Raw genomic sequence first — 26,519 nt, 5'->3', positions numbered from 1 at the left:
GTTGACGTAGGAAATCGTTGTCTGTGTAGCGGGCGACGACTCGAAGGACAGGAATTCAACCGCCCCCACAATGGGATTGTCCGCCAGCAACGTTTTACCTGCGCGGCCGTACGGCGAGCCATTGATTGCCACGACCTCAATCGAGAAGCGGCACATGGTTCGGCTCCGTTGCATCTCCGTCATTCGGCACGATGCCGCGCTGGCGCTCACAGATAGGATTTCGGCAACAGCATATGGATGCCCTTGTTGCCGTCGACGAGCTGGGTGACCCGCAGATTTCCGGCAAGCGAGCAGAGCATATAGGCTTGGTTGCGAGACAGGTTGGTGCGCGCGCAGATGTGCTTGACCATCTCGCGCACCGCCTGCTTCGCGGCATCGTCGAGATCCTCATCGAGGCCGATCGACATCAGATGCGTCGAACTCTCGGCAAACGGCCATGACAGCTCCATGTCCTTACGCACCGTCAGGCGGAACGTGCCGGTCACGCCGGTTTCGAGCGCGGTAATGCAGACCTCGCCGTCGCCCTGCACGCCATGTCCGTCGCCGGCGAAGAACAGCGCGCCTTCATTGTAGACCGGCAGATAGAGCGTCGTGCCGGGACGAAGCTCCTTGTTGTCCATGTTGCCACCGAAGCTGCGCGGTACCGGCGAGCCGCAACGGCCCCAGGCCGCCGGCGGCGCGGTGGCAATGATGCCGAAGAACGGGTCGAGCGGGATCTCGAGGCCCCAAGGCATCACGCAGACATTGCGTTCATGATCGACCTTCGGATGAATCGTTTCGTATTCCGTGAACTCGTCCGGCAAGGTACCCAGCAGCGGCAAGATCGACACGAAGCCCCAGTCCTGCCGCACCTTCACGCTGAGAATGTCGACCTGGAGGACATCGCCGGGCCTCGCACCCTTCACGTAGACCGGGCCTGTGATGAAATGCGGGCCGGGTCCCTGAGCCAGCGTGTCCAGCGCCAGCAGATAGTCGGCCGGCACGATGCTGCGATCCTCCGGCAGGCACTCCTTTCCACCGGCGGGGAAGGAATGCAGCGTGACAGTGTCGCCGGACGCGACCTCCAGAACCGGCGGCGTGGTGCTGTCGAGATAGCCCCAGACCATGTTCTCGGGTGCGGAGGAAATTTCATGACGGCGCGACATGGGCTTGCTTTCTTGTTGTGATGTCAGATGGCGATGTGGCGACTTAACAACTCGCGGCTCGACTGATCCATTCGGCCCGCTTCGACTACCGAGCCGCGCGACAGCACGACGAAGGCGTCGGCAAGGCTGACGGCGAAGTCGAGATATTGCTCGACCAGAAGCAGCGAGATCCTGCCCTTGAACGAGGCCAGCACATCCTTGATCGCGGCCACGAGATTGGGCTGGATCCCTTCGGTCGGCTCGTCGAGGATCAAGAGGCCCGGCCTCGTGACGAGCGCGCGGGCGATCGCAAGCTGCTGCTGCTGTCCACCGGAGAGCGCGCCGCCGGCGCGTCGCCACATCTGACTGAGCGCGGGAAACAGCGCGATAGTTTCGTCCACGACGTCCGTTCCGAACGTGCCGTGCGCACGGGCCGCAGCCTCGATGTTCTCGCCGACCGTGAGTTCTGAGAAAATCTCGCGGCCCTGCGGCACGTAGGCCAGTCCGACCGCCGAGCGCCGATGCGACGACCAGTCCGATATCTCAGTGTCGTCGACCAGCACGCGGCCTCGTGACGCCGGCAGAATGCCCATCAGGCATTTCAGCAGTGTGGTCTTCCCCGCGCCGTTGCGACCGAGCACGGCAAGACACTCGCCGGGCATGATCTCGAAGCCCACCTTGCGCAGAACCTGCGCGCTGCCGTAGTGCTGATCGAGGCTCTCGACGCGGAAGCGCATGCCTATCGTCCCAGATAGACGTCGATGACGCGCGCGTCCGCCCTTGCATTCGCCATCGAGCCCTCGAACAACGTCTTTCCTTCGTGCAGGACCGTGACGCGATCGGCGATCTGCTCGACGAAATCCATGTCGTGCTCGACCACGACGATGGCACGATCGGCGCGCTTGAGACTTCGCACGAGAGCGGCCGTGCGTTCGGTCTCTTCGTCTGTCAAGCCTGCGACCGGCTCGTCCAGCATCAGCACGGACGGGTTTGACGCCAGGACCATGCCGATCTCCAGCCACTGCTTCTGTCCATGTGCGAGTTCGGATGCGGAGCGATTGGCCAGGGCCAACAGGCCGACAGCATCCAGAACCTCTGCGACGCGTTGATCGAGTTCGGCTCTCGAGAGAGACCATTTCAGCCCGCCCTGCGCACCGATCTCGATGTGCTGGCGTACGTTCAGGCCCTCGAAGATGCTCGGCTTCTGGAATTTCCGCCGGATGCCCGCACGGGCGATCTGGGATTCACCGGCGCGCAGCACATCGGTGGCGTCGCCAAAGATCACCCGGCCCTTCTTGGGTTGCGTGATGCCGGAGATCACGTCCAGCAACGTCGTTTTGCCCGCGCCGTTCGGCCCGATCACCGCCCGGACCTCGCCGAAATCGATCGCCAGCGACAGCGTGTCGATGGCACGAAAACTGCCGAACTCGACCGTCACCGCGTCGATCACCAGCGCGGTCCCGCTCACCGGTTCAGCTCCGCCGGTTCGGAAGACAGCCGTGAGATCAGCGGGCGATGAAGCCTGAACCTGGCGAGATCGACGAGCCCGTTCGGGAATACGAACACGACCAGCACGATGAGCCCCGAAAGGATGAACGGCCAGAGCTCGGGCGCCGCAGCCGACAGCCAGAACTTGATCGCATTGACCAGCACCGCGCCGATGACGGCGCCGATCAGGTGCCCTCGTCCGCCGATCGCGACCCAGACCGCGATTTCGAGCGACAGATCGGGCGCGAGCAGCCGGGGATTGATGATGCCGACCTGCGGCACATAGAGCATGCCGGCGAGTGCCGCGATCAGCGCCGACAGGCACCAGACGGCGAGCTTCAACAACAAGGTGTCATAGCCGAGCGTGCGCAGCCTCACCTCGTCGTCCCGCGCCGCGATCATGAGCATGCCGAATCGGCTCTGCAGCAGCAGGCGGCAGCCAAGCATCGTCAAGGCAAGGACAACGACCGAGATCGCCGCGATCGAGATGACGACGCCGCGCGAGCCGATCGGCCAATCGAAGATGACGGCGAACCCGGTCATGCCATTGTTGCCGCCGAAGCCGGTATCGTTGCGGAACATCAGCAGCATCGCGACATAGACCAGCGCCTGGGTGATGATCGCGAAATAGACACCGCCGACGCGGGAGCGGAACGAGACGTAGCCGAACACGCCGGAGATCAGGAGAGTCACGGCAACAGCGACAAGCGCAGCATAGACAAAGTAGCCAAAGCCCGCCCAATAGAACGGGAACGCCGTCCAGCCCATGAACTGCATGAAGTCCGGCACCTTGCCGGTGACCTCGAATGAATGCTTGAGGAGATACATCGCGACGACATAACCGCCGATGCCGAAGAACAGCCCGTGCCCGAGCGAGAGGATGCCGAGATAGCCCCAGATCAGGTCGAGCGACAGCGCCAGCACCGCGAAGGCCGCGAGTTGCCCGATGGCATTGGCGAGATAAGCGGACAAGCCGAACGGAACCGCAATGGACGTGACCAGCGACAGCGCTACCGCAAGCACTGCAGCCAACACAGCCAGGAACGGCCGGTCCGACCAGATTGAGCTCATTTCCGGCGTCCCTTGATGGCGAACAGGCCTTCCGGCCGCCATTGCAGGAAACCGATGATCATCAAGAGCACAATGACCTTGGCCGCAACCGCGCCCCACAGCGGCTCGATCAGCACATTGATCTGTCCGATGCCAAGGGCTGCGACGATCGTGCCGGCGATCGTGCCGACGCCGCCGAGCACCACCACCATGAAGCTGTCGATGACAAAGTTCTGTCCCATCTGCGGATTGACGCTGTAGATTGGCGCAAGCGCCAACCCTGCCAATCCTGCAAGTCCCGAACCAAGTCCGAACGCCAGCATGTCGACGCGGCGCACGGCGATGCCAATACAGCCGGCCATGGTCCGATTCTGGGTCACGGCCCGGATGTTCAGCCCCAGCGGGGTCAGGCGCATCAAGCCCCAGGTCAGGCCAAGCGTGACCACCGCAAACGCGATCGCAAACATGCGGTTCCAGGTAAAGATGAAATCACCGATCACGGGCACCCCGCCGGTGACGTAGAACGGCGTGACGAATTGGAGGTTCTGTGTGCCGAAGGTCACGCGCACCAGATTGATCAGGAACAGGCTGACCGCCCAGGTCGCAAGCAGGCTCATCAGCGGACGGCGATAGAGATGGCGCAGAAGGATCGCTTCCAGCACGATGCCGATCGCAGCGGTCACCAGGAAGACAGCGGGAATCGCAATGATGAGATACCACTGCAGCAGGCCGGGCGCGATCAGCCGCAAGGCTTCCTGCACCAGCCAGGTGATATAGCCGCCGAGCATGATGAACTCGCCTTGCGCGAGATTGATTACGCCCATCAGGCCGAAGATGACCGCCAGCCCGATCGCGGCCATGAACAGGATGCTCGCGAAGCTCAGGCCGTTGTAAAGCGTGGCGAGCACGTCGCCGATCGTGATGCCTCGACGGATCGCTGCGCTCGCCGCATCGACGGCGCGCCTGAAGTCGGTATTCGCGCCGTAGGCGGGATCATTGATCAGCGGTCCTACCAGCGCCAGCGCGCGCCGGTCCGGACTGGACGCGATGCGGCCGATCGCGGCGATGCGCTTGTCCATGTCGGGTGAGTTCAAAGCGGCGCCCTGCGCAACTGCCGAGATCTGCGCTTTCAGGCCAGGATTGCTCTCGTCGCGGCCGGCAGTCTCGAACAGTTGCTCGGGCAGATTCGAGGCCTGCCGTTCCAGCGTGCGCAGGGCTGCAGCGCGGCGTGCGGGATCCGGCGAGCTGCGCAAAGCGAGCGCCGCGTCGGCTGTCTCAAACACCGCTCTGTTCTTCAGGCTAAGCAATGGCAAGCGGCTGCCGTCGGCGGCGCTCCGTGCCGCCCGCGTCAGCGCGTCAACCGACCCGTCAGCCGAGGCGACGACGGCGCCCGTGGCATCGCAGGACAGTTTCCGATCCATCACGCTGCGTGCAATCGGCGCGGCCCAGGCGCGATCGTCGGGGGAGCCCTCCGCCGCGATGTCGATCATTGCGCGACCTGCCTCCCCCATCGCCGCCGCGTCGCCGCACACTTTGCCGATCAGATCGGCCCGCTCCATGGCATAAGCGGTCGAGCACCACGCGACAACGAGCACCCACAACACAAGCGCAAGGCCACGAATCATGCGCGACCATCCGAGCGAAGCCGACGGGCCAGGCGAGCCTGCGATCACGGATCAACTGTAAGGGCTAAACGGAACAGGTTTTGGCGTGTCCGTGGACTGCCAAAGAATGTCAAAGCCCTGCTTCTCGTTGACCGAACCGATGAAGACGCCACGCGAGACATAGTTGTTGTCGGCCGTCATTGAGAGCTTGTATCCGGACGGACAATCGAAGGAGAGACCCGCGAAAGCCTTCGTCACCTCCGGCACATCGAACGAATTGGCCTTGGCGGACGCCATGGCCCAGAGGTGAACCGCATCATAGGCCGAAACCATCGGATCGATGGCGACATCCGCCTTGAACGGCACGTTGTTGGCCTTCACGTAATCGGCCCACAGCTTGAGGAAAGCCGTATTCGCCGGCGCCTTCGCGTTCTGCAGATAAGCCCAGCAATTGAGATGGCCGACCAGCGGCTCCGTGTTGAGACCTTCGAGATCGGCTTCGACCATGTCGAGCCCGAGCACCGGCACGTCGGTCGCCTTGATCCCCTGATTAGCGAATTCGCGTAGGAAGTCCGGGATTGACGAACCAACCACCGTCAGCACCACGATCGGCTTGCCGCCGCCCGCGTCCGCGAAGGCGCGGATCTGGTTGACCAGCGTCTGGAAGTTGGAGAAGCCCAGCGGGACATACTCTTCCTTCCACGCGCTCTCGGCGATGCCCTTGGACTTCCAGTAACCCTTGAGCTGCTTGTTGATTGTACGCGGCCAGACGTAATCCGAGCCGAGCATGAAGAAGCGCTTGGCGCTGACACCGTCTTCGCTCATCAGATAATCGACCGCCGGCAGCACCGAGCTCGCGGGTGGCGAATTGACATAGACGACGTTCTTGGAGTTCTCGTCACCCTCGAAATGCAGCGGGTAGAACAGCAGCCCGTTGGCCTGCTCAACCACGGGAAGCACGGTTTTGCGCGAGACCGAGGTCCAGCAGCCGAACAGTGCGGCAACCTTGTCCTGGTCGAGCATCTGCTTGCCAATCTGCGCGTAGAGCGGCCAGTCGGAGGCGGGATCGGAGACCATGACCTCGATGGTGCGGCCGTTGACGCCCCCCTTCGCGTTGATTTCCGACGCGGCCATCCTCACGACGTGATTCAAGCGGCCCTCGATGTTGGCCATCGTCCCCGACGACGAAAACAGGCAGCCGAGCTTGACCGTGCCGCCGGCTGCATTTGCGGAACGCACGATTGCCGGCATAGCGACCGATGTCGTCAGCGCCGCCGCCGCGCCAAGTCCAGTTCCGCGAAGAAACGAACGCCGTGAAAACCTTGCCATGGATCGGACCTCTGCTCTCCGAGTGCTGTCCGATTTCAAATCATGGCATTTGGTCAGGCAACGCCAAATAGTATTCAGGTGTGCTCAAGCGCTCGGCAAGGACTTTGCTTCTCGAAGCGTGATGTCACTTTTGCCATTTAGGATGTTACCTTTGCCTTGCGGGGCGACCGCAATGACGCAATGTGCGCAACACCCGCGATGCATCAAACGGCGTTGCGTCATGCCGGCAGCGCAAGCATCGCGTCTCTATCAAATGGCTGAAATCTATGCGATATGCCCGTAATCGGTCATGTATGAGGGTCCACGCCGATGCGCCGCTCACAGCACACTGAACACGAAATTTTATTCCTGCTCGAAGAGGCAGATGCCGGCATTTCGATTGCCGAAATTTGTAGCACGGCCCGTGTCTCGCTGCGGACCTTCTATCGTTGGCGCAAGCGTTATGGCGGTCTCACCTCGGCCGCCCTTCGTCATCTGCGGGAGCTTGAGATCGAGAACCAGCGCCTGCGCACCATGCTCGACAAGCTGTCGGAGAACCGCCACGACGGCCGCGCGAGAGCAACGCTGGACAAAATCCCGCGTCAGGATTTCGGCTCGAGCCGGGCGTCGGTGGAAGCTGCAGAGCGGTCGCGCGGCGCCTGCCTGGGTCGTTTTGCCTCGATCCGCTACATGCGCTGACGCCTTCAAACGAGGCGGCATTTCGCTGATTTCGAACAACAATTTTGGCCCGCCCGGTATGGCTGGACGGTTGCCAAGCCGCTGGTGAGCAGCTTTGTTGCAATCGAAAGCTGAGCAGATCCGTTCCTTCCCCTGCCAGCGCTGGAGAGTATTTCATGATGACGGCGAAGCGACCCGCGAAACAATCCGATCGGGACGTCTGGCGCGTCGGCGTGCTTTTTTGGCGTACCGGTTTGATGGCGGTCTCGGAATCCGAGCATTTCTTCGACACGGCGCTCGCCATGTAGGAGATCAACGAAGCTGGCGCCATCCTCGGTCGCGAGATCGAAGTCGTCGCCTACGATCCCGGCTCGATCCCCGAAACCTATCGCAAGATGGCCGACCGACTGCGGGAGGGCGCTCGGCTGTTCGAATGGCGCAACCGTAGCGCCAGGCCCGGTCAGATCCGGGACGGACGATGGCTCATAGGAATGGGCATGGCGGCAGCGACGCGCCGGCCTGCGCGGGATTTGCGCGATCTGGAGTGCAAGCGGCAGCAGTTATAGCGCTAACCCGGGCCACGACAAGGCTCGTCACGAGCCAATAGGCAAAGAGCACCCCGAGCGATCCCTTGGACATCAGCATCGACCGCCGGAAAGCATCTTCGGCCTTGTCGCCGATGACGATCGCGAGCACCAGCGGCGCCAACGGATAGAACAGCTTCTTGAAGAGATAGCCGACGACGCCGAAGCCGAGCTTCATGACGACGTCGAGATAGGAGTTCGGCACCGAGTAGCCGCCACTACATAGATGATCACGATCAGGGGCGCGATGATGACAAACGGAATCCGCATCAAGGCGGCGAATATCGGAACGGTGAGCAGCACCAGCGCGACGGCGACCACGTTGCAGCCGAGTATCAGGTCAGGCAGCTCTGGTTGCATCTGAAATACGATACTCCGACAGGATCGCCTTCAGCGCGGCTTGATTTCCGATAATACGTCCCTTCTTCTTGAGGCACGCCCCACTGTGGGAGGATCAGCGAAGCTCAGACGAGGTTTGGCCCTGCGCCGATGCGAGAAGCCTCTCGAGAAAATGGGGATCTGTGTGCGGCACAAACCGATCGAACGCGTCGATCGTGACACTTTTGAACAGTCCCGCCCGCATGTACGGCTCGTTGGCAAGAAAGACTTCGACCGCTTCGCGCGTCTCGTGACGCAGCATCAGAAACATGCCCTCGACGACAGCGCCATCGGCTGACAACAGGGCGCCGCCCTGCTCGAGCCAGCGGCGGTTTTCGATCATGTAAGCGATATGCACATCGCGGATCGCGAGACGCTCCTCTGCACCGCCGTTTCGGTAGAGGCCGCGGATGATTGTCAGCATGGCGGCCTCATGCGACATCCGTGATGCGACCTGGGGCCGGATTCCGAATTGCCTCGAACTGCTGCAGCAGCCGCTGCTCTTCCCGCTTCGCCATCTCCGCATTCGCCCGCTTGACGTGACCGAATCCTCTTATTTTTTCCGGCAGCATTGCGAGCTTCGCCGCGATGTCGAGTGTAGCCGGCGACAGGCCGGCCAGAAGGCTGTCGACTAGCGCCTTGTAGTCATCGATCAGACGTCGCTCAAATCGCCGTTCCTCGGTATAGCCGAACGGATCGAACACCGTTCCGCGCAGGACACGCAAACGTGCGAGCACCGCGAAAGCACGCAACATCCAGGGACCAAATGCGATTTTCTGCGGCACCGCGCTTCCGGCGCGTGGCCGTGCCAGAAATGGGGGCGCGAGATGGAAACGGAGCTCGAAGTCTCCCTCGAACTGCTGCCGTAGCGCAGCGATGAATTCAGGCCTCGAATAAAGTCGGGCGACCTCGTACTCGTCTTTGTAGGCCATGAGCTTGAACAACGCGCTCGCAATGATCTTCGTCAAAACGAACCTATTGGCGTCCTTCAGCTTGTGCTGCTCCATCGCGGCGCAGTGAGCGACGAAAGTCTGATACGATGTCGCGTAGCTTGCGTTCTGGTACCGGGTGAGTTCGTCGGCTCGCCGGTCGACCAGAGCCTCCCAGCGCTCCGGCTGCATCAAGGTGACGGACTGGGTGGCGCATGTAGGGATCCCCTGTGCGGCGACAACACGACCGCAAGCAAATGCACGCTTGTTCGCATCCACCGCCACTCCGTTGAGGGTAATCGCCTGGATCATCGCGGCCTCGCTCACCGGGATCAGTCCCTGCTGCCAGGCGTGTCCGACCAGGACCATATTGGCGCCTGTCGTCTCGCCGAACTGCTCTTGAGCCAATTGCTGAGCATCGAAACTCGACACACTGTCCGCGCCGGCTGCATGACGAACTTTGGCCAAGAGGTCGTCGCGCCGTGGATCTGCATCTGGATCGCGGGTGAATTCCGCAGTCGACCCCAGATGGGTATTGACCAGGATGCGGGTCCTATCCTTCCGAACCGTCCCGAGACTGTCGGGCAGGCAACCGACGATGAGGTCGCCCATTACCACCCCGTCGGCCTCGCCCCAGTCGATGCGGGGCTGGTTGATCGCGCTCCCGCTTGCTGCGATCCGAAGGTGGCACATCACGGAGCCGCCCTTCTGCGCAAGCGCCGTGAAATCGAGCTCGGCCACCTCCAAACCGTCGAGATGGGCAGCCATTGCGATGATGGCACCAACCGTGATGATGCCGCTGCCGCCGACGCCGGCCACGAGAAGATTGTGCGGCCGCCCGTCAGGCAACTCCAACGATGGCCGCGGAAGGGAGTTGGCGTGAGCAATCCAATCCCGGCCTGACGCCGGCTGTTTGCGCAGCCCTCCGCCCAGAACAGAGACGAAGCTCGGGCAGAAGCCCTCAACGCAGGAAAAGTCCTTGTTACACGACGTCTGATCGATCGCGCGCTTGCGGCCGAGATCGGTCTCAAGCGGCACAATCGAAAGGCAGTTGGACGCCTTTCCGCAGTCGCCACATCCTTCACATACGGCGCTGTTGATGAACATCCGTCGGGCCGGATCGGGGTATGCGCCCTTCTTCCTCCGCCGACGTTTCTCCGCGGCACAGGTCTGATCATAGATTAGCACCGTGACGCCCTTGATCGCGCGCAATTCGCGCTGGACCGGATCGAGATCGAGTCGATCATGGATGGTAACCCCGTCCAGCACCGTACCCGCATAACGAGCGGTGTCGTCGGTCACGATCACCACCCTCTTCGCCCCTTCACTCGCCACCTGCCGCGCGATCTGAGGAACCGTAAGTTGGCCGTCGACCGGCTGCCCCCCCGTCATCGCCACGGCATCGTTGAACAGGATCTTGTACGTAATGTTGTGCCCCGCGGCGATCGATTGCCGGATGGCGAGATGACCGGAATGGAAGTAGGTGCCCTCGCCCATGTTCTGAAAAACGTGGGGCGTGGTGGTGAAGGCCGCCTGCCCCACCCAATCGACTCCTTCGGCGCCCATCTGGGTCAGTCCGGACGTCTGCCGATCCATCCAGCTCGCCATATAGTGACAACCCACTCCGGCAAGGGCGATGCTCCCCGCGGGAATCCTGGTGGACGAGTTGTGCGGGCAGCCTGAGCAGAAGTATGGCAGCCGCCGCATGCCGTCCGCCGCATTGCTCAACGAAACCGACCGTTCAAACAGGCCAAGCCTGTCGCTAAAGGCGAGGTCTGGCCGCATGTTGGAGAGCCAGGCCGACAGCGGCGGTGCAAGCGAAGAAGGACGATGCTGGCCAAGCGCCGTGATAAGGGGCGATCCGTCAAGGCTACCGCGCCCCCAAACGCTCGGCCTGCGATCCGCAGGCCAGTTGAAGATCGCATCCTTGATCTGCCCTTCAACGAGGTTTGCTTTCTCCTCCACGACCAGGATGTGTTTCAGTCCATGCGCGAACTGCCCCAAGCGGTCGCGATCGAGCGGAAATGTCAGACCTGGCCGCCAGATTCTGACGCCCTTCTCCACCAGAGCCTGCTGCGGCAAGCCGGCGCGCTCAAACACTTCCAGAACGTCCTTCGCGTTCTTGCCAATGGCAACAATGCCGATGTCAGCGCCTGGTGCGTCAACCAGCATTCTGTCCAACGGATTTGCCCGCGCGAACGCAGCGATCGCTTCCAGGCGATGAGCAATTCGCAGTTCAATGGCAGGGGTCAGAAAATCGCGGGTGGTATATCCGAGACCGCCTTCCGGAAAGCCGCCTCGCGACGGTACCGCAAACCGCGGCAGCACGGGAACGGCGAAGCCGCGGCTGCTCTCCACCGTTTCGGAGATCGCCTTGAAAGCAACCCAGGCACCGGAAAAGCGCGAAGCCGCCCAGCTCCACAGCCCAAATTCCACATATTCGTCGACGCTTGCCGGATGAACGATCGGAATTCCCCATCCCATCAAGGACATGTCACTGGCGTTCGGGATCGAGGAGGAGGTGGCGGCATGATCGTCGCCAACCGCGAGGACAACACCCCCCTTGACTGAAGCACCAGCGGCATGGCCGTGCCGGATAGCGTCGCCAGCGCGATCAACGCCGGGGCCCTTGCCGTACCAGAGGGCGAATACCCCTTCGACGGTCCGGTTTGGATCGTCTGCGACCCGTTGTGTGCCGGAGACGGCCGTCGCGGCCAAATCTTCGTTGATACCCGGCAGAAATCTGATGTCGTGATCCGCTAATGCGGATTTCGCCCGCCACAGCTCCGTGTCCACGCCGGCGAGCGGCGAGCCGCGATAGCCGCTGACGAAGCCTGCGGAATGGATGCCATCGCGCCGGTCCGCAAGCCGCTGCATCACCAGCATGCGGACGAGCGCCTGCGTGCCCGACGCAAAAACACGCCCTTCGGTTTTGGTGATCGCATCATGGAGGCGATAGTCGAGATCGACGCGGGTTGCAGTTTCGCGAAGGGTCATGATGGATTGCTCTTTTTTCGACTGTTCAGTACTCATGAGGCACCGCGCGATCGACGTCATTGATAGGGTTGATAGTCAGCGACGCGCAGGACCTTTCCGGGATTCATGATGTTGCGCGGATCAAGCGCACGCTTGAGCGAAGCGAGCGCCATCATCGCCGTCCCTCGCTCGGCAACAAGGTAATCCATCTTGCCGGTACCGATGCCATGTTCGCCGGTACACGTACCACCAACGGCATGGGCTCGCGCGATCATGCGGGTGTTCAGCTCCACGATCCGGCGCTTCTCGTCCTCGTCCTCGGGATTGACCAGAACGCAGAGATGAAAGTTGCCGTCGCCGACATGACCGCACAGCGGCGCAATCAGATCGAGCTCGGCAACGTCCTGGCGGGTCTGGGCGATCACGCCAGGTAGCTCGGATATCGGCACGCAGATATCGGTTGGTACTCCCCGCGATCCGGGACGGAGTGCCAGCGCTGCCCACCAGACGTCATGGCGGGCTTGCCAGAGCTTTGTCCGGTCTTCGGTCGCAGTCGCCCATCGGAATGTGCCACCGCCGAACTCCGTCGCAATCGCGGTCATCAGGCCGACCTGTTCATCGACCGCCAGCTGCGTCCCATGAAATTCCAGAAACAGCGTCGGCCGAACGGCAAGATCGAGCTTCGAATAACGGTTGCACGCCTCGATCTGCAGCGCGTCGAGCAATTCCGCGCGTGCCAGCGGGATGGCGCTCTGCGTTGCAGCGACGACGGCCGACACTGCCGCCTCCACGGTTGGAAAGGTGCAGACCGCCGCCCCGATCCGTTCCGGGATCGGTGCAAGCCGCAACGTAACCTCGGTAATGATACCGAGCGTACCTTCGGCACCGACAAACAGACGGGTCAGATCATAACCGGCGGACGATTTCCGCGCGCGAGAGCCGGTGTCGATCAGTTGGCCGTCGGCCAGCACGACGCGTAGCGACATCACCAGTTCGCGCATGGTTCCGTAGCGCACCGCGTTGGTACCGGATGCACGGGTCGATGCCATCCCGCCGATCGAGGCATCCGCTCCCGGATCGATCGGAAAGAACAGCCCCGTGTCCCGCAGGGCGGCGTTGAGCGCCTTGCGGGTCACCCCTGCCTCCACGGTGCAATCGAGATCGGCAGGCGACACCCGGACGACGCGGTTCATTCGCGACAGGTCGATCGTGAGCCCGCCATGCTCAGCGCTGATCTGCCCTTCCGTCGACGTACCGGTGCCGAATGCCACCACCGGACACCGATAGCGATGGCAGATAGTGACCGCATCCACGACGTCCTGCGTCGAGGCCGGAAACAGGACCGCATCGGGCGCGACCGTCACGTGCGAGGTGACGCTGCTCGCGTGATGGCTGCGGATCGCGGCGGACGTCGACAACTTGTCCCCGAATCGCTCGCTCAGCCTCGCGATCGCATCTGGTATGGCGCGCTTCATCCCACCTTGCCCATCTGTCGCTCATCCGGATTTGATGGAGTCGCTGCCGACATTCCAAGGTAGGCGTCGATGACGCGGCTGTCCGCAGCAACATCCGCAGCTTTCCCGGCCAATTGAATCGCTCCGCCTTCGAGCACGTAGGCACGATCGGCAAGACGCAGCGCGGCGCGCGCGTTCTGCTCGATCAGGAGAATCGACACGCCTTCGTTTTTCAGCCGTGCGATGATCCGAAACATTTCCGCGACGATCAGCGGCGCGAGCCCGAGGCTTGGCTCATCGAGCATCAGAAAGCGCGGCTTCAACATCAGAGCCCGCCCCAGAGCCAACATCTGGCGCTCCCCCCCGCTCAGTGTGCTGGCCTGCTGGTTTTGCCGTTCGTCGAGGCGAGGAAAGAGACGAAATATGCCGGCGAGTCGCGCGCGCATATCGAAGCGTGGTTCCATCCGCGCCGAGAACGCGCCGAGTTTGAGATTGTCGAGCACCGTCATCGGTCCGAACAGGTCGCGCGTTTCCGGTACCAGCGAGATCCGGGCGCGGACCCGCGCCTCGATCGACCGAGAAGCCTCCGGCCATTGCGGGAACACCAACCGACCGCCAGACGGCACGAGTCCCATCACCGCATTGACCAGAGAGGTCTTGCCAGCGCCGTTCGGTCCGATAACCGCAGTGACCTCCCCCGCCCGCGCTTCCAGCGAAACGTCATTGACCGCGGTCAGACGGCCATAGCGGACCACAAAACGCTCGAGCTGCAGCAGGACCGTCATGCAGCGACTCCCAGATACGCTTCCTGGACACCGGTGTCGGCGCGAACCTCGTCGGGATCACCGAATGCGATTCGGCGCCCGAAATTCATCACCATCAGCCGATCGGCCAGGCGGAAGACGAATTCCATATCGTGTTCAACGAGAACGATGGCGAGGCCCTCGGCTCGCAACCGCACCAGCAGCTCCGCAAGCAATGTCTTTTCGTTTGCGCGCAAGCCGGCGGCGGGCTCGTCGAGCAGCAGCAGCACCGGATCGGCCGCCAGCGCGCGTGCGATCTCCAAGATCCGCTGATGACCGAGGGACAGCGTCCCGGCAAGCTCCCACGCTCTGTCGCCGAGCCCAACACGGTCGAGAAGGTGCTGGGCCCAACCCAATAGCTGCCGCTCCTCGCGAGCATCGAGTCCCAACGACGCAGCCACAATTCCGCATCGGCCGAGATGAGTGGCGCCAATCGCGACATTCTCGATCAGGCTCATCTCCGGAACCAGCGCGGCGTGCTGAAATGTCCGCGACAGCCCACGCACGCACATGTCGCGCGCGCTCACGCGTGCCAGCGGCGCCCCGAGGAAGCTCAGCTCACCTCCGCTCCGCTGCAAGCCACCGCTGATCAGGTTGAACAGGGTGCTCTTCCCTGCCCCGTTGGGACCCAGAACGCCGAGAATTTCGCCACTTCGAACATCGAAGCTGACGTCGTCCACTGCGACGAGGCCGCCGAACATCCGCCGCAAGCCGATCGCAGTCAGGACCGGCAGCCCCTGATCGGGCCTGCCCCTCCTGCTCGTCAACGTGACGGGTGCAACCGGAGCTCGAGGCGGCATATGGGATGCGACCACCTGCTGCAGGAAGGGCCACAGGCCCTTGCGCGCCTTGTGCAGCACGATGATCATCAGCGCGGCGAAGACCAGCAGTTCAAATCGTGCCGTCGCCCCGAATAGAGGCCGGAGCAGGTCCTGCAGCTCATGCTTGATGACTGTCACCAGCCCGGCACCGACCAACGCCCCCCAGACCTGCCCACTGCCGCCGATCACTGTCATGAACAGATAGTCGATACTGGCGTTGAGACCGAAAGGCGTCGGATTGATGAAGCGTTGCACGTGCGCGTAGAGCCAGCCTGCCAGCGCGGCGACCACTGCCGCAGCGACGAATGCCAGCAAGCGATGCCGTTGCGCATTCGCTCCGAAGGTCTCCGCGATCGTGCTTCCCGTACGGAGCGAGCGCAACACGCGCCCGCAACGAGATGCCAGCAGCCGCCGGCACCAGGCAACGGATAGCACGAGCGCGACCAGGACAAGGCCGAAGGCCTGCCGCTCGGATCGCAACTCAAAACCACCGACCGTGACCGGTGGGATTCCCGTCATTCCGTTGAAACGGCCGAACGCATCGGCGTTTCCGATTCCAAAATAGAAGCTGATGCCAAAGCAAAGTGTCGCCAGCGCGAGATAATGGCCGCTCATTCGCACCGTAACCACGCCGATCAGGGCAGCGGTCGCCGCCGCGCCGATCGTCGCCCCGACAAGACCCAGCCAAGGCGACAGCCCAAACTGCGTCGACATACAGGCCGAGGTATACGCGCCGAGGCCGACGAAGGCGGCCTGTCCGAAGGAAACCATGCCCGCGATCCCGGTCATCAGCACCAATCCGGTGCATACGATCGACGCGATCATCACGTAGGTGGCCACCGACACCTGATAGGCCGGCAACACGAGCGACGCGAGGGCCGCAACTGCAACGGCGCTGAACGGCGCGAGAGCAAGAAGCCGACCGATCATTCGATTCCATCCTCCGCGTGGGGATTGACCACCGAGCGCCAGAACAGGATCGGGATGATCAGCATGAAGACGATGATATCGCGATAGGCGCTCGCCCAGAACGAGGCAAAGGACTCCACCGCTCCAACCAACACGGCACCGGCTGCCGCGAGCGGATAGATCGCGAGCCCGCCCACGATGGCGCCGACAAAGCCCTTCAAGCCAAGAATGAAGCCAGAATCATAGTAGAGCGTTGTCATCGGGCCCACCAGCAGACCCGATACCGCTCCCACGAAGCCGGCGACGATGAAGGCCGTGCGCCCGGCCGCGGCCGCGCTGATGCCCACGATCTCCGCGCCACGGCGGTTGTATGCAGCCGCCAGGAGTGCGCGGCCACGCAACGAGCGATGAAAGAACAAGTAGAGCACGAACACGAGCACGATGCTGCTGGCGACCACTCCGGCCACCTGCTGCGAGATCAACTGTCCGGCGAACGAAAGCGGCGGACCGGAGAAACCTTGCGTCCGCACTCCCTCGGCCCCGAACACCTGCAAGCCGATACTGTTCATTCCCAGATGAGTTGCGATCGCTGCAATCAGGAGCACCAAGGGCGAAGCAGACGCGATCGGCTGGAACACGATCCGATAGATCACCGGACTGATGCAGGTGACCAGTGCGCATGTGACCGCCATCTTCCACAGGAGTGGTGCATCCTTCGGGACCAGCAGAACAGCCAGCAGCGCAACAGCGACCGGCACGACGCCGAACTGAACGATCGATCGGACACAGCGCGCGCGATCGCGCCGTGCGCCTGCCTCCAGCATTTCAAGTGACAGCGCGATGGCGGCCCCGAACAATAAGATCCACACCGTGCCTGGTATGGTCCCGGCATCAAAGGCCGCCAGGGTCAGGGCTGTAAAGGCGACCAGATCCCCTTGCGGAACGAAGATCACGCGCGTCACCGTGAACACGAGGACGAGCACTGTCGCAAGCAGGATGTAGATCGCGCCATTGGCGATGCCATCCTGCAGCAGGATCGCCGCAATATCCGCAGTCATGGCAGGGCTCCGCCGTCGGGCTCACGCCTCGGCACAGCCATCGAATGAAGACGTCGGAATATCATGGGACCAGCCGCCAGCCGCCGTTGACGATCTGTGTCATGACGCGCGAGCGCTCGTCGAGACCGAGGTGATCGGTGAACGACATGTTGTAGACGCCGTTCGGACCGGCGACGTCACTGGTCGCTTCAATCGCATCCCGCAACGCAATTCGAAACGCGTCTGTCCCGGGCTGCGCCTTGACCGCGGCTGCCGCGATCGCCCTATCGAGGATAAGTTGCGCATCCCAGAGATAGGCCGCAAATGTCGAGCGGGCTCCTGCTCCGGGGATAGCCTCATAACGGCGGACGAAATCGAGCGCCGCGGCCTTGGCCGGATGGCTATCCGGCAGCTGCTCGGCGACCAGCACCGGTCCCGCCGGCACGAACGTCCCCTCGAGGGCCTTGCCACCAATACGCAGGAAGTCGTTATTGGCGACACCGTGTGTCTGGTAGACGACACCCTTGTAACCCCGATCCGCGAGCGTCATCTGTGGCAACGCTGCCGGGGTGCCGGACGCCGCAATAAAGATCGCATCGGGACTTTGCGACGTGATCTTCAGAATCTGCCCGAGCACGCTGCTGTCGGTTCGCTGGTAACGCTCAGAGCCCACCACCTTGATGCCGGCCGCCTCGGCCAGCGCCGTCATCACCTTGATCCAGCCTTCACCATACGCATCGTTGAACCCGATCAGCGCTAGCGACTTGATGCTCCGACGCTTCATATGATCGAGCACAATGGACGCCATCTGGGCATCGCTCTGCGGGGTCTTGAACACCCAGCGCCGCCGGTCAACCGGCGGCTCGACGATCAAGGCCGATCCGGCCAGGCTGATCATCGGCGTCCCGGTCTCGGCGACGATATCCAGCAGCGCGAGCGAATTCGGGGTCAGGCTCGGACCGACGATGACGTCAACGCGGTCCTCCGTAATCAGTTTGCGGGCGACCGTGACCGACGTCGAGGTGTCCGACGCATCGTCCATCAGAATGTAGCGGACATCCTGGCCGCCGAGTTTCGGCGGCAGAACACTTACCGTCCGCTGTTGCGTCACTCCGACGGATGCCGCCGGCCCCGTGGCGGACACAATGATTCCAATCCTGACCTCGGCCAGCGCAGGTGCGGCCCACGATACAGCCGCAACAAGTGCAACGATCAGCTTGTTCAATTCGACCTCCTTGAACGTTGTTTCCTCCGCCGGTTCGACCGGCTGGTTCCCTTGACGGCCATCCTTTCGGTGGCTCGCATATCTCGTTGGTGCTTTACTTAGACCAAACGTTCGGTCTAAGAAAGAGAAAAATTGCCGTGGTTTCCCAACACACGGTCGCCAGGGATGAATTCGCAGGAGGAACCCGGGATGCTTCACCCCGATATCGAATGCCTAGACTATCCGGCCATCTGCCGCCTTCAGCAGGAGCGACTGAGCAAGCTTGGCCGACGCCTCGGCGAGCGGCCGGACTGGCTCGCGCATTTCGCGGCCGCCGGCATGAAGCCCTCGGACCTCGCCGCCGCGGACGGGCTCGAGCATGCGCCGCTGCTCGACAAATCCGCCCTGCACAGCCGCTATCCATTCCCGTTCCTGGCCACGCCGATGGACTCGGTGGGGAGATTCACGGCAACCTCAGGGACGACCGGGCTGCCGGTCCTATTCGGCATGACGGAGCACGACTATGGTCAGCTCCTGCCCTATCAGATGGCACGGATCCTGACGGCCGCTGGCGTGCAGCGCGGCCAGCGCGCCTATCAGGGCTATGGTTACGGTCTCTGGATCGGAGGACCGGCACTCGATGTAGGTTTCGCGGCGCTCGACTGCACCACGTTTCCGATCGGGCCCGGTCGCGGCGAACTCGTGGTGAAATGGCTGCACGACCACAGCTACGACGTCGCCTCGATGTCACCACTTTGGCTGATGTCGCTAGTCACCACCGCCAAGCAGATGGGCATCGATCCCAAGACGGAGTGGACGATGAAGCTCGCCATTCTTGGCGGACAATCAGTATCTGCCGAATTCCGCAACCAGCTGGAAGCGGAAATGCCGGAAGGCTTCGTGAGCCAGAACATCTACGGCACAACCGAAGCCGGCGGCCCGGTGCTGGCGATTTCCACCCCCTTCACCCATGACGAGGACGAACTGCAGCTCATCAACGAAGATACGATCATCACCGAGATCCTTGATCCGGCGACGCTTCGCCCCGTTGCCCCTGGCGAGGTCGGCGAGATTGTCATCACGACGCTGTGTCGCGAAGCCTCGCCGGTCGTGCGCTGGCGCACGCGCGACCTGGTGCGGCTGTCGACCTCGCCCTTCGACTGTCGCTCCGGGCGAAGGGGCATGCGCAAGATCGGGCGCATCATTGGCCGCAGCGACGACATGATTAAAGTCAAGGGGGTCATCGTCTTCCCTTCGCAGATCGAAGACATCATCGCCGCGACGCCAGGAACAGTGAAAGAGGCCTGGCAGATCTATGTCGACAAGGAGCGCATCACGATCGGAACGATGTGCATCGCTGTCGAGGCGCAACATACGGCCGGCCGCCCCGCCGAACTGATCGTTGCGGATATCAAGCGCGAGGTGCGCGCCCGTCTCGGCATGGGCGTTGACGTCGAGTGTCTCCAGGAAGGGACCTTGCCGCGCTACGAAGCCAAGGCGACACGGGTGCTGCATCGTGCCGAGCGCGCCTGACAGGAGGGCGGCGACCTTCAGACATGTAGCGGATTCCGGCGCGGGACGGACATCATCAACCGCGCGCGCTCAGCGCGAACGCGGTCCTGATGGGACGCAACACGCCTGTACGGTGCCGCCGCCGGCGAACCCGGCATCGCCCATGTCATCTCGATCCTCGGGACCGAGCTGGAGCGCGCCATGACACTGCTCGGCACCGCGCCTGAGCGATATCTCAGCCGAGCATGTCCGCTATCTCGGCACCACCACATCTGCCATTGATCGCTGCCACGCCTGGACGGTGACGAGGCGGCGTCAAACCGGTCGCAAAATTGCCAAGTCAGCCACCGGGCGGTATAGTCCGATCGTTCGGACGATTATTTCAGGACACCTGTGACACGACCTCGCTCCCCTGACTACGACTCCATCCAGGCTTCGATCATCAAGCAGGCAGCTGGGCTGTTTGCAAACCGCGGCTATGCGGCGACGTCGATCGGCGATATCGCCGCCGCGTGCGACTGCTCTAAATCCCGCCTCTACCACTACTTCGAATCGAAAGAAGCTATCCTCGTCTTCATGCTGACGGAACATGTCGACAAGCTGCTGGCCGGCTGCGACGACATCCTTTCGGGACGCGAGGATGAGATCGCCTGTTTCCAGAAACTGATCAGGTTTTTCCTCCAGATCTATTCCGTCTCCCGTGACAAGCACGTGGTGATGCTGACCTGCATGGAGTTCCTGCCCAACAACGTGAGAAAGGACGTCATTAAGAAACAGCGCCAGCTGATCTCGATCGTCACCGACATGCTGGCGAAAATCCGCCCGGAGCGAGCGAAGGACGAGGCGAGCGCCCATGTCGATGCGATGCTGTTCTTTGGCATGATCAACTGGACATATACCTGGTTCAAGCCGGACGGCCGCATGATGCCTACTGATCTTGCCGACCGCTGCGTCAGCCTCTTCCTCGATGGCTACAGGAATTCGAGAGTATTCTGATTTCACCCGGGCCTCGCGCCTTCACGGGAGCAGACTGCGGGGATCAAACGCTTGATCGGTAAGCTTCGACGGATCGACGTTGATCCCTTGCGACAGCAGCTTTTTCGCCACCATGAAGGTACGGGCGTCGTTGATCGAATCCACCGCGACTAGGCGCCCTTCCCGGTAATACCAGTTGGACACGCCACGATCCGTGTCGCATGCAACGACCTCGGTATAGCCGCGATTCCAGCCGGCAATCTGCAGCTTGGAATCATACTGATCGGACCAGAACCAGGGCACCGGTGCGTAAGGCGCGGCCTCGCCTAGCATGTCATCAGCGACCGCTTCAGCCTGTTCGATAGCGTTCTGAACGCTCTCGAGGCGGATCAGTTCGCCGCATAGCGGAAGCCGCGCAATCCCCCGCCGCCCACACATCCGCAGCCGAGGTACGGCCGTGCTCATCCACCAGGATGCCGTCCCCTGTGTCGATACCTGCACGCGCGGCGAGCTCCGCATTGGGCAGAACGCCGATGCCGACAAGCACCAGGTCGGTTTCAAGGCGCTCACCGGAGGTCAACTCCGCTTCGCGCACGGGGCCGCCGACCACCCGTCTCACCGCACATCCCTCGACGATACGAACGCCCTTGGCGTAATGAAGCCGGCGGAAGTATTCTGATGTTGCCGGGCAGACGGCGCGTTCCAGGATGCGGGCAGCACTTTCGACAACGGTGACACGAAGGCCTGCTTCTGCGGCGACGGCGGCCGTCTCCAGTCCGACGAAGCCACCTCCGATCACCAACAGCCTGCGGCCTTTCCTGAAGTGGCGCTGCATGCGCTCGGCATCGTGCAGCGAGCGGAGCTCGCAAACGTTTTCCAAATTGGTGAGCCAGGATGGTAACGGCCGCGGCGAAGCGCCAGTAGTCAATGCGAGCTTCGTCCAAGCCGACCGAATCGTCGCCGCGCCCGAGCGTCCGGCGCACCGGGTCGAGTGACGTCACCGCGCGTCCAGCACGGATGTCGATGTCATTGTCGCTCCAACAGGATGGCGAACGAAGCAGCAACCGCTCCCTTTCCCACTCTCCGCTGAGATACTTCTTCGACAACGGCGGACGCTGATACGGGGCCCAGGGCTCATCACCATAAATCGTGATCCTGCCTCGAAACCCCTTGGTGCGCAGCCGGATTGCCAGGGCGGCAGCGGCCTGCCCGCCCCCCACCACCGCAACATGTTCCTCCGTGGCCCGAGACCTATCGTTTATTTATAGATCGAACGTTCGAACTATGTATTGTGCTTTCTTGGATTGCAAGCAGACGATTGGTGGTTGCATGAACGACAGGGATGATCTCGAAGCCGTCAAGAGCCGTATCGTGGCGGCGGTCGCTTCATGGCGTGTGGCCGCCTCGCTGACCTCCATTCGGGAGAGCTTTGATGCCCTCTTTGCCGACGGTTCCGAAACCTTGGGTGAAGCGATCCATATCGGACCCATGGCGGCCGCGTGGATCACGCCACCAGGAAGCTGCACAGACCGCGTCGTGCTGTTCTGCCATGGCGGCGGTTTCCAGGTCGGCTCGCTCCGCTCCCACAGCAGCTTGATGGTGCGCCTTGCGCGCGCCAGCGACGCACGCGTGCTCGGCTTCAATTACCGGCTTGCCCCCGAACACAAATATCCCGCAGCGGCCGAGGACGCGATCTCAGCCTATCTCTGGCTGCTCGGCCAGGGCCTGCCGTCGTCGCGCATTGTCGTCGGTGGCGATTCCGCCGGCGCTGCGCTCGCCATGAACATCGCGCTCCGCGCACGTGATATGAGCCTGCCGCTTCCGTCAGGCCTGGCGCTGATCTCGCCCTGGCTCGATCTGACCATGCGTGGTGCCAGCTATGCGAGCCGGGCCGCCCGCGATGTCTTTTCAAAACCAGCGCAACTCGCTGCAATGGCCCGCGCCTATCTCGGCCGTAACGGCAACGTATCAGCACCATCAGCCTCACCGGTCGATGCCGACCTTGCCGGCCTGCCACCGATCCTGATCCACGCCGGCGACCACGACATCACGCTCGACGATGCCTTTCTACTGGCGGCGCGGGCGCGGCAGAGCGGCGTGGACGTGAAGGTGCGCGTATGGGACCACATGTTCCATCATTTTCAGATGTTTGGTGAGTTACGGCAGAGCCACGAATCGCTGACCGAACTCGGTCGCTTCGTTGCAGAGCGAACGAGCGGCCGCTGATCCGTTCCGCGCGGCCCTCCGGCTCAGCAGACACCACACCCCATGCCGCCGGACACGCCCAACACCTCACCGGTCACGAACGATGCGGACGGCGAAGCAAAGAAGGATACCGCCGCCGCGACCTCATCCGGTTCGCCGAGACGCCTCAGCAGCGTCAGGCTTGCCATGTCGCGTCGCAGCTTGTCACCGAACTGCGCGATCGCCTCCTCGACCATCGGAGTACGGATTGGTCCCGGCAGAACGGCGTTCACTGTGATGCCGTACCGGGCGTTCTCCCTCGCAATCGACCGGGTGAATCCGATCACCCCGGCCTTGGCGGCTGCATAGACCGCCCCGCCCTTCGAACCGAGCCGCCCGGCTTCCGACGCGATGTTGATGACACGGCCATAACCCGCCCGTTGCATCGCCGGCAGGACACCGACGGTGAAGGCGAATGTGGCTTCCAAGTTCACCGCGATCAGGCGGCGCCAATCTTGCGGGCCGGTTTCGGTGAAGAAGGCGTGCTGATCGACACCGACATTGTTGACCAACACCTCGAACGGACCTCTCTTGGCAACGAAGCGCGCAACGGCGGCACTGTCCGTCGCGTCGATCGCCTCGAAATCGGCGCCGATCCCGCCGGCGACCACCCCGGCGCTTTCCGCGTCAAGGTCACAGAGCGTGACTGCGAAGCCGTCGGCGGCGAAGCGACGACAGATGGCCGCCCCGATACCCCTCGCGCCGCCGGTCACGAGAGCCCGCTGCAAGCGCCCTCCCGGCATCTTCGATCAAGCTCCGGTAAAATTCGGCGTGCGCTTTTCAAGTACGGCCGCCAAACCTTCTCGCGCATCAGCGGTGGACGACAGCTCTGCCACCGTCCGCGCCTCCTCGGGAAGGCAAGACTCGACGCTAAGGCCGATCCCGCTCCAGAGCAGCCGCTTGGCGGCCGCACTCGCCCTGGGAGCGTTGGCGGCCAGCCTCCCGACGAGCTTGCGCGTCTCTCCCGCGAGCCCATCGTCAGGAACGATACTGTTGATCAAACCAATAGCCTGGGCTTCCTCGGCTCCGAGCACGCGGTTGGTCAAAACAATCTCCGCGGCCCGCCGGAAACCCACCAAACGCGGCAGGATAACCGAGGCACCACCATCGGGCGCCATTCCGACCCGGGTGGCGCCCGCCATGAACCTGGCGGACTTCGCCGCCACGACGAGGTCGGACGCGCAGACAAGACCAAGCCCGCCCCCGCCTGCCGCATAGCCCTGCACTTCACTCACCACTGTGGCGTTCAGGCGGATCAGTCCACCCACAGCCATCTGCAGATAAGCCGTCACTGTGCGCAGGAAGTCACCCAGCGCCTCTCCCTTGGATGCGAACTCACGCACATCTCCGCCGGCACAGAAATTCGCTCCGGCACCTCGTACATGTACGACGCGCACGCGCGGGTCGCCATGGCAGCGCATCACCGCCTCGTGGATCGCCTGCATCATGGCGATATTCATCCCGTTCGAAGACTCTGGCCGGTTGAGGGTCAATGTCGCGACATGGTCAGCATAATCCAGAAGAACCGGTCCTTCTGCGACCCAGCACTCGTACCCCAAGGCCGTCTTGAGCTCTGATGTCATGTTCGCCTCCGTCGTTCGCCGCGACACTCAAATGAGAAAGGACAGGGTGAAGATCGGCTTGTGGTTGTTCACAAGACCGACCTTTTTCCGCACAAGCTTGAAACCACCATCTGTGATCCGCAGGCGATATTCATTGCGTGACGCCCAGAGGGTTTCGCCGCGCAGGTTATCCTCGAAGATGAACGCATTCGCCCTCACCTCGATCTCGTCACCGACCTGAGTGACGAGTTCGACATTCGAGATGATCCGCGCCAGCTCCGACCTCGGCGTCTGGGTATGGCGGCGCCCGGTCTTGAGCTGATCAATACGCACGCCAATACGCGAGCGGTTATCGTAGATGATCGACATCTGCCGCTCCGGATCGGTATCCGATCCATTGGCCGGCACCCAGTATGTCGCATCGTCCGCCCATAATGCCTCCCACTCGTCATAGGCATGGGTGTCCTGAAGGCGGGCTTCGAGAAACAGAAACTGCTCGACGCGTCGCAGAAGATCCGTTTGTTCCGCTTCGAGATGCAACATCGCGGTGGCTGTAGACTGCGGCATACCAACCTCACGCCGTCATCAGTTCGGTATAGTGACGCCAGATGGCGCGTTGCGGCACCTCGTCGGTCGAATGACCGACGAGGTAGCCGTTTTCGTCCCGGCGCTCGCGATGCAGGCCGCGTGTTAGCGTGACCCATTCAGGGTCATTGATCACTGCACCGCGATGATTGCGCTCATACATCTCGGTATCGTCGGCAAGCAGCAGCCCGGCCGGGCCGACCGAGCCCATGGTCTGCTGGCGCAAGCGCCGATTGAGCTCGGGCGCTCCCTTGAACTGTAGCGCGGTGACATGCTGGATTGTCTCGTCGACGGCGATCGGCTGCAGCACGAACAACTGGATTTCGGCGATGAACAGATTGGGGAAGATCATGATGTGCGGCGTCCCGTCGATCATGATCCTGCGCGCCCGCTCAGCGCCATAGGCCTGCTCCATCGCCTTCACGTATTGCGGAAAGCGCGTCTCGCTGGTGCCGAACCACTCGAGCGGCTTGCCGATCCGGCGCCACTCCGGCCGCAAGTCGAATTCGGTGTGGCCATTGCCGAAATCACGCGTGAGCGCGGTGGACTGCGGACCGTAGAGCTTGCCGATGCCACTGTCGGTAACCTGGAACACCGACCCGTGGACGAACGCCGGATGGTAGCCGTCCGTCTCGTTCTCGAGCATGAACTTCCAGTTCGCTTTGGTACGGTGCTGCAGGAAGCCTGCGGTCAGCTCGAGTTCGCCTTCGGGCGAGTTTTCCAACAGCTGGTCGATCGAGGCCGTCGCACCGCCGAGGTGTTCCTCCAGGGACGGCCCCTCGTTCGCGAAAGATCCGAAGACGAACCCCCGGTAGATGCCGACGCGCGGCACCCTGCCGAGCGAGAACCCCGACTTGTCTGCATCGCCGTAGCCGTCGGCATAGGCATAGCCGATCAGATCTCCCGTATTGGCGAATGTCCAGGAATGATAAGGGCACGTGAACGTGCCGCGGTTGCCTTGCCGGTAGGCGCAGAGCTGATTGCCGCGATGCGGACACTTGTTCAGAAGTAGACTGATCTTGCCATCGCGATCGTGAACCATCAGCACCGGAGTCGACCCGATGGATTTCGTCACATAGTCGTTTTTATTCGGGACCTCGCTGATGTGGCCGACATAGACCCACGTCCGATGCCAGATGCGCTCCAGTTCCTGCTCAAAGATCTGCGGGTCGTGATACACCACACTGCGAACCCGCGTCGGTTCAATCAGCGTGCGATAATCCGGGTTTGGCGACTGACCAGACATGACTCCTCCCTTTAACCTCCCGCGCGCTTTCTTAGATCGATCGTTCGG

General features: G+C 62.4%; 25 protein-coding genes and 2 pseudogenes. 6 read left to right on the top strand and 21 right to left on the bottom strand.

Features of this window, described 5'->3' with window-relative positions; genetic code table 11:
• Nucleotides 1–206: 206 nt before the first annotated feature.
• From AC5ZG1_RS12145 to AC5ZG1_RS12120, 6 genes are read right to left on the bottom strand one after another with little or no spacing between them, the layout of a single operon-like run.
• Nucleotides 207–1,145 carry an acetamidase/formamidase family protein gene (locus AC5ZG1_RS12145; protein ID WP_130222481.1) on the bottom strand — a complete coding sequence of 313 codons (939 nt, stop codon included), beginning with the start codon at nucleotides 1,143–1,145 and terminating at the stop codon, nucleotides 207–209.
• Nucleotides 1,146–1,168: 23 nt separating this feature from the next.
• Nucleotides 1,169–1,861 (bottom strand): ATP-binding cassette domain-containing protein, encoded by a 693-nt coding sequence (locus AC5ZG1_RS12140; protein ID WP_496132965.1) that lies wholly within the window; start codon nucleotides 1,859–1,861, stop codon nucleotides 1,169–1,171.
• Nucleotides 1,862–1,863: 2 nt separating this feature from the next.
• Nucleotides 1,864–2,592: an ABC transporter ATP-binding protein gene (locus AC5ZG1_RS12135; protein WP_028163170.1), complete on the bottom strand. Its 729-nt coding sequence runs from the start codon at nucleotides 2,590–2,592 to the stop codon at nucleotides 1,864–1,866.
• Nucleotides 2,589–3,683: an urea ABC transporter permease subunit UrtC gene (urtC, locus tag AC5ZG1_RS12130; RefSeq protein WP_130222477.1), complete on the bottom strand. Its 1,095-nt coding sequence runs from the start codon at nucleotides 3,681–3,683 to the stop codon at nucleotides 2,589–2,591. The genes AC5ZG1_RS12135 and urtC overlap by 4 nt, the downstream gene beginning before the upstream one ends.
• The gene (urtB, locus tag AC5ZG1_RS12125) at nucleotides 3,680–5,287 is read right to left on the bottom strand and encodes an urea ABC transporter permease subunit UrtB (protein WP_496132964.1); all 1,608 of its coding nucleotides are present in this window, start codon (nucleotides 5,285–5,287) and stop codon (nucleotides 3,680–3,682) included. The genes urtC and urtB overlap by 4 nt, the downstream gene beginning before the upstream one ends.
• A 51-nt stretch (nucleotides 5,288–5,338) precedes the next feature.
• Nucleotides 5,339–6,595 (bottom strand): substrate-binding domain-containing protein, encoded by a 1,257-nt coding sequence (locus AC5ZG1_RS12120; protein WP_496132963.1) that lies wholly within the window; start codon nucleotides 6,593–6,595, stop codon nucleotides 5,339–5,341.
• 309 nt (nucleotides 6,596–6,904) lie between these two features.
• Here AC5ZG1_RS12120 and AC5ZG1_RS12115 point away from each other — a divergent pair, with 309 nt between their 5' ends.
• Nucleotides 6,905–7,273 carry a transposase gene (locus AC5ZG1_RS12115; protein ID WP_456643444.1) on the top strand — a complete coding sequence of 123 codons (369 nt, stop codon included), beginning with the start codon at nucleotides 6,905–6,907 and terminating at the stop codon, nucleotides 7,271–7,273.
• Between the two features lie 155 nt (nucleotides 7,274–7,428).
• Nucleotides 7,429–7,560, top strand: a complete 132-nt coding sequence (locus AC5ZG1_RS12110; RefSeq protein ID WP_456643445.1) for a hypothetical protein — start codon at nucleotides 7,429–7,431, stop codon at nucleotides 7,558–7,560.
• 204 nt (nucleotides 7,561–7,764) lie between these two features.
• Here the strand turns inward: AC5ZG1_RS12110 and AC5ZG1_RS12105 are convergent.
• The 8 genes and pseudogenes from AC5ZG1_RS12105 to AC5ZG1_RS12070 all read right to left on the bottom strand — a co-directional run.
• A pseudogene (locus AC5ZG1_RS12105) lies at nucleotides 7,765–8,160 on the bottom strand (tripartite tricarboxylate transporter permease); the annotation flags it as partial.
• 130 nt (nucleotides 8,161–8,290) lie between these two features.
• Nucleotides 8,291–8,638, bottom strand: coding sequence for a YciI family protein (locus AC5ZG1_RS12100; protein WP_165435014.1), 348 nt, complete (start codon nucleotides 8,636–8,638; stop codon nucleotides 8,291–8,293).
• Nucleotides 8,639–8,645: 7 nt separating this feature from the next.
• Nucleotides 8,646–12,140 (bottom strand): indolepyruvate ferredoxin oxidoreductase family protein, encoded by a 3,495-nt coding sequence (locus AC5ZG1_RS12095; protein WP_496132962.1) that lies wholly within the window; start codon nucleotides 12,138–12,140, stop codon nucleotides 8,646–8,648.
• 56 nt (nucleotides 12,141–12,196) lie between these two features.
• A complete protein-coding gene (locus AC5ZG1_RS12090) occupies nucleotides 12,197–13,594 on the bottom strand; it encodes an FAD-binding oxidoreductase (protein ID WP_456643448.1) in 1,398 nt (465 codons plus the stop codon).
• Entirely contained in the window at nucleotides 13,591–14,358 is a 768-nt protein-coding gene (locus tag AC5ZG1_RS12085) for an ABC transporter ATP-binding protein (RefSeq protein ID WP_456643449.1), read from the bottom strand. The genes AC5ZG1_RS12090 and AC5ZG1_RS12085 overlap by 4 nt, the downstream gene beginning before the upstream one ends.
• Complete coding sequence (locus AC5ZG1_RS12080) at nucleotides 14,355–16,127, bottom strand: branched-chain amino acid ABC transporter ATP-binding protein/permease (protein WP_456643450.1); 1,773 nt, start codon at nucleotides 16,125–16,127, stop codon at nucleotides 14,355–14,357. The genes AC5ZG1_RS12085 and AC5ZG1_RS12080 overlap by 4 nt, the downstream gene beginning before the upstream one ends.
• Nucleotides 16,124–17,164, bottom strand: coding sequence for a branched-chain amino acid ABC transporter permease (locus AC5ZG1_RS12075; RefSeq protein ID WP_463326718.1), 1,041 nt, complete (start codon nucleotides 17,162–17,164; stop codon nucleotides 16,124–16,126). The genes AC5ZG1_RS12080 and AC5ZG1_RS12075 overlap by 4 nt, the downstream gene beginning before the upstream one ends.
• Nucleotides 17,165–17,225: 61 nt before the next feature.
• The gene (locus AC5ZG1_RS12070) at nucleotides 17,226–18,368 is read right to left on the bottom strand and encodes an ABC transporter substrate-binding protein (RefSeq protein WP_456643452.1); all 1,143 of its coding nucleotides are present in this window, start codon (nucleotides 18,366–18,368) and stop codon (nucleotides 17,226–17,228) included.
• A 189-nt stretch (nucleotides 18,369–18,557) separates the two neighbouring features.
• Here AC5ZG1_RS12070 and AC5ZG1_RS12065 point away from each other — a divergent pair, with 189 nt between their 5' ends.
• The 3 genes from AC5ZG1_RS12065 to AC5ZG1_RS12055 all read left to right on the top strand — a co-directional run bounded on the left by AC5ZG1_RS12065 (nucleotide 18,558) and on the right by AC5ZG1_RS12055 (nucleotide 20,855).
• Nucleotides 18,558–19,880 (top strand): phenylacetate--CoA ligase family protein, encoded by a 1,323-nt coding sequence (locus AC5ZG1_RS12065; protein ID WP_496132961.1) that lies wholly within the window; start codon nucleotides 18,558–18,560, stop codon nucleotides 19,878–19,880.
• 105 nt (nucleotides 19,881–19,985) lie between these two features.
• A complete protein-coding gene (locus tag AC5ZG1_RS12060; RefSeq protein WP_496132991.1) occupies nucleotides 19,986–20,141 on the top strand; it encodes an alpha-hydroxy-acid oxidizing protein in 156 nt (51 codons plus the stop codon).
• A 111-nt stretch (nucleotides 20,142–20,252) separates the two neighbouring features.
• Nucleotides 20,253–20,855: a TetR/AcrR family transcriptional regulator gene (locus AC5ZG1_RS12055; protein ID WP_130222457.1), complete on the top strand. Its 603-nt coding sequence runs from the start codon at nucleotides 20,253–20,255 to the stop codon at nucleotides 20,853–20,855.
• A 21-nt stretch (nucleotides 20,856–20,876) separates the two neighbouring features.
• Here the strand turns inward: AC5ZG1_RS12055 and AC5ZG1_RS12050 are convergent, their stop codons facing one another.
• The 3 genes and pseudogenes from AC5ZG1_RS12050 to AC5ZG1_RS12040 all read right to left on the bottom strand — a co-directional run.
• Entirely contained in the window at nucleotides 20,877–21,167 is a 291-nt protein-coding gene (locus AC5ZG1_RS12050; RefSeq protein ID WP_456643454.1) for an oxidoreductase C-terminal domain-containing protein, read from the bottom strand.
• Between the two features lie 16 nt (nucleotides 21,168–21,183).
• Nucleotides 21,184–21,789 carry an NAD(P)/FAD-dependent oxidoreductase gene (locus AC5ZG1_RS12045; RefSeq protein WP_496132990.1) on the bottom strand — a complete coding sequence of 202 codons (606 nt, stop codon included), beginning with the start codon at nucleotides 21,787–21,789 and terminating at the stop codon, nucleotides 21,184–21,186.
• 13 nt (nucleotides 21,790–21,802) lie between these two features.
• Nucleotides 21,803–22,054 (bottom strand): annotated as a pseudogene (locus AC5ZG1_RS12040) (FAD-dependent oxidoreductase); the annotation flags it as partial.
• Nucleotides 22,055–22,163: 109 nt separating this feature from the next.
• Here AC5ZG1_RS12040 and AC5ZG1_RS12035 point away from each other — a divergent pair.
• On the top strand, nucleotides 22,164–23,060 hold the full coding sequence (locus AC5ZG1_RS12035; protein ID WP_496132960.1) for an alpha/beta hydrolase: 897 nt from the start codon (nucleotides 22,164–22,166) through the stop codon (nucleotides 23,058–23,060).
• 23 nt (nucleotides 23,061–23,083) lie between these two features.
• Here AC5ZG1_RS12035 and AC5ZG1_RS12030 read toward each other — a convergent pair whose 3' ends face one another.
• From AC5ZG1_RS12030 to AC5ZG1_RS12015, 4 genes are read right to left on the bottom strand one after another with little or no spacing between them, the layout of a single operon-like run.
• A complete protein-coding gene (locus tag AC5ZG1_RS12030) occupies nucleotides 23,084–23,791 on the bottom strand; it encodes an SDR family NAD(P)-dependent oxidoreductase (RefSeq protein ID WP_464346940.1) in 708 nt (235 codons plus the stop codon).
• 36 nt (nucleotides 23,792–23,827) lie between these two features.
• Complete coding sequence (locus AC5ZG1_RS12025) at nucleotides 23,828–24,661, bottom strand: enoyl-CoA hydratase/isomerase family protein (protein WP_035689795.1); 834 nt, start codon at nucleotides 24,659–24,661, stop codon at nucleotides 23,828–23,830.
• A gap of 27 nt (nucleotides 24,662–24,688) precedes the next feature.
• Nucleotides 24,689–25,183, bottom strand: coding sequence for an aromatic-ring-hydroxylating dioxygenase subunit beta (locus AC5ZG1_RS12020; protein ID WP_130222542.1), 495 nt, complete (start codon nucleotides 25,181–25,183; stop codon nucleotides 24,689–24,691).
• Nucleotides 25,184–25,214: 31 nt separating this feature from the next.
• Nucleotides 25,215–26,471 carry an aromatic ring-hydroxylating oxygenase subunit alpha gene (locus AC5ZG1_RS12015; RefSeq protein ID WP_130222449.1) on the bottom strand — a complete coding sequence of 419 codons (1,257 nt, stop codon included), beginning with the start codon at nucleotides 26,469–26,471 and terminating at the stop codon, nucleotides 25,215–25,217.
• Nucleotides 26,472–26,519 lie beyond the last annotated feature (48 nt).

It is taken from the genome of Bradyrhizobium sp. Leo78 (genome assembly GCF_059512425.1).
The sequence above is the reverse complement of the archived record's forward strand: the minus strand, read 5'-3'. Positions and strand labels throughout refer to the sequence as shown.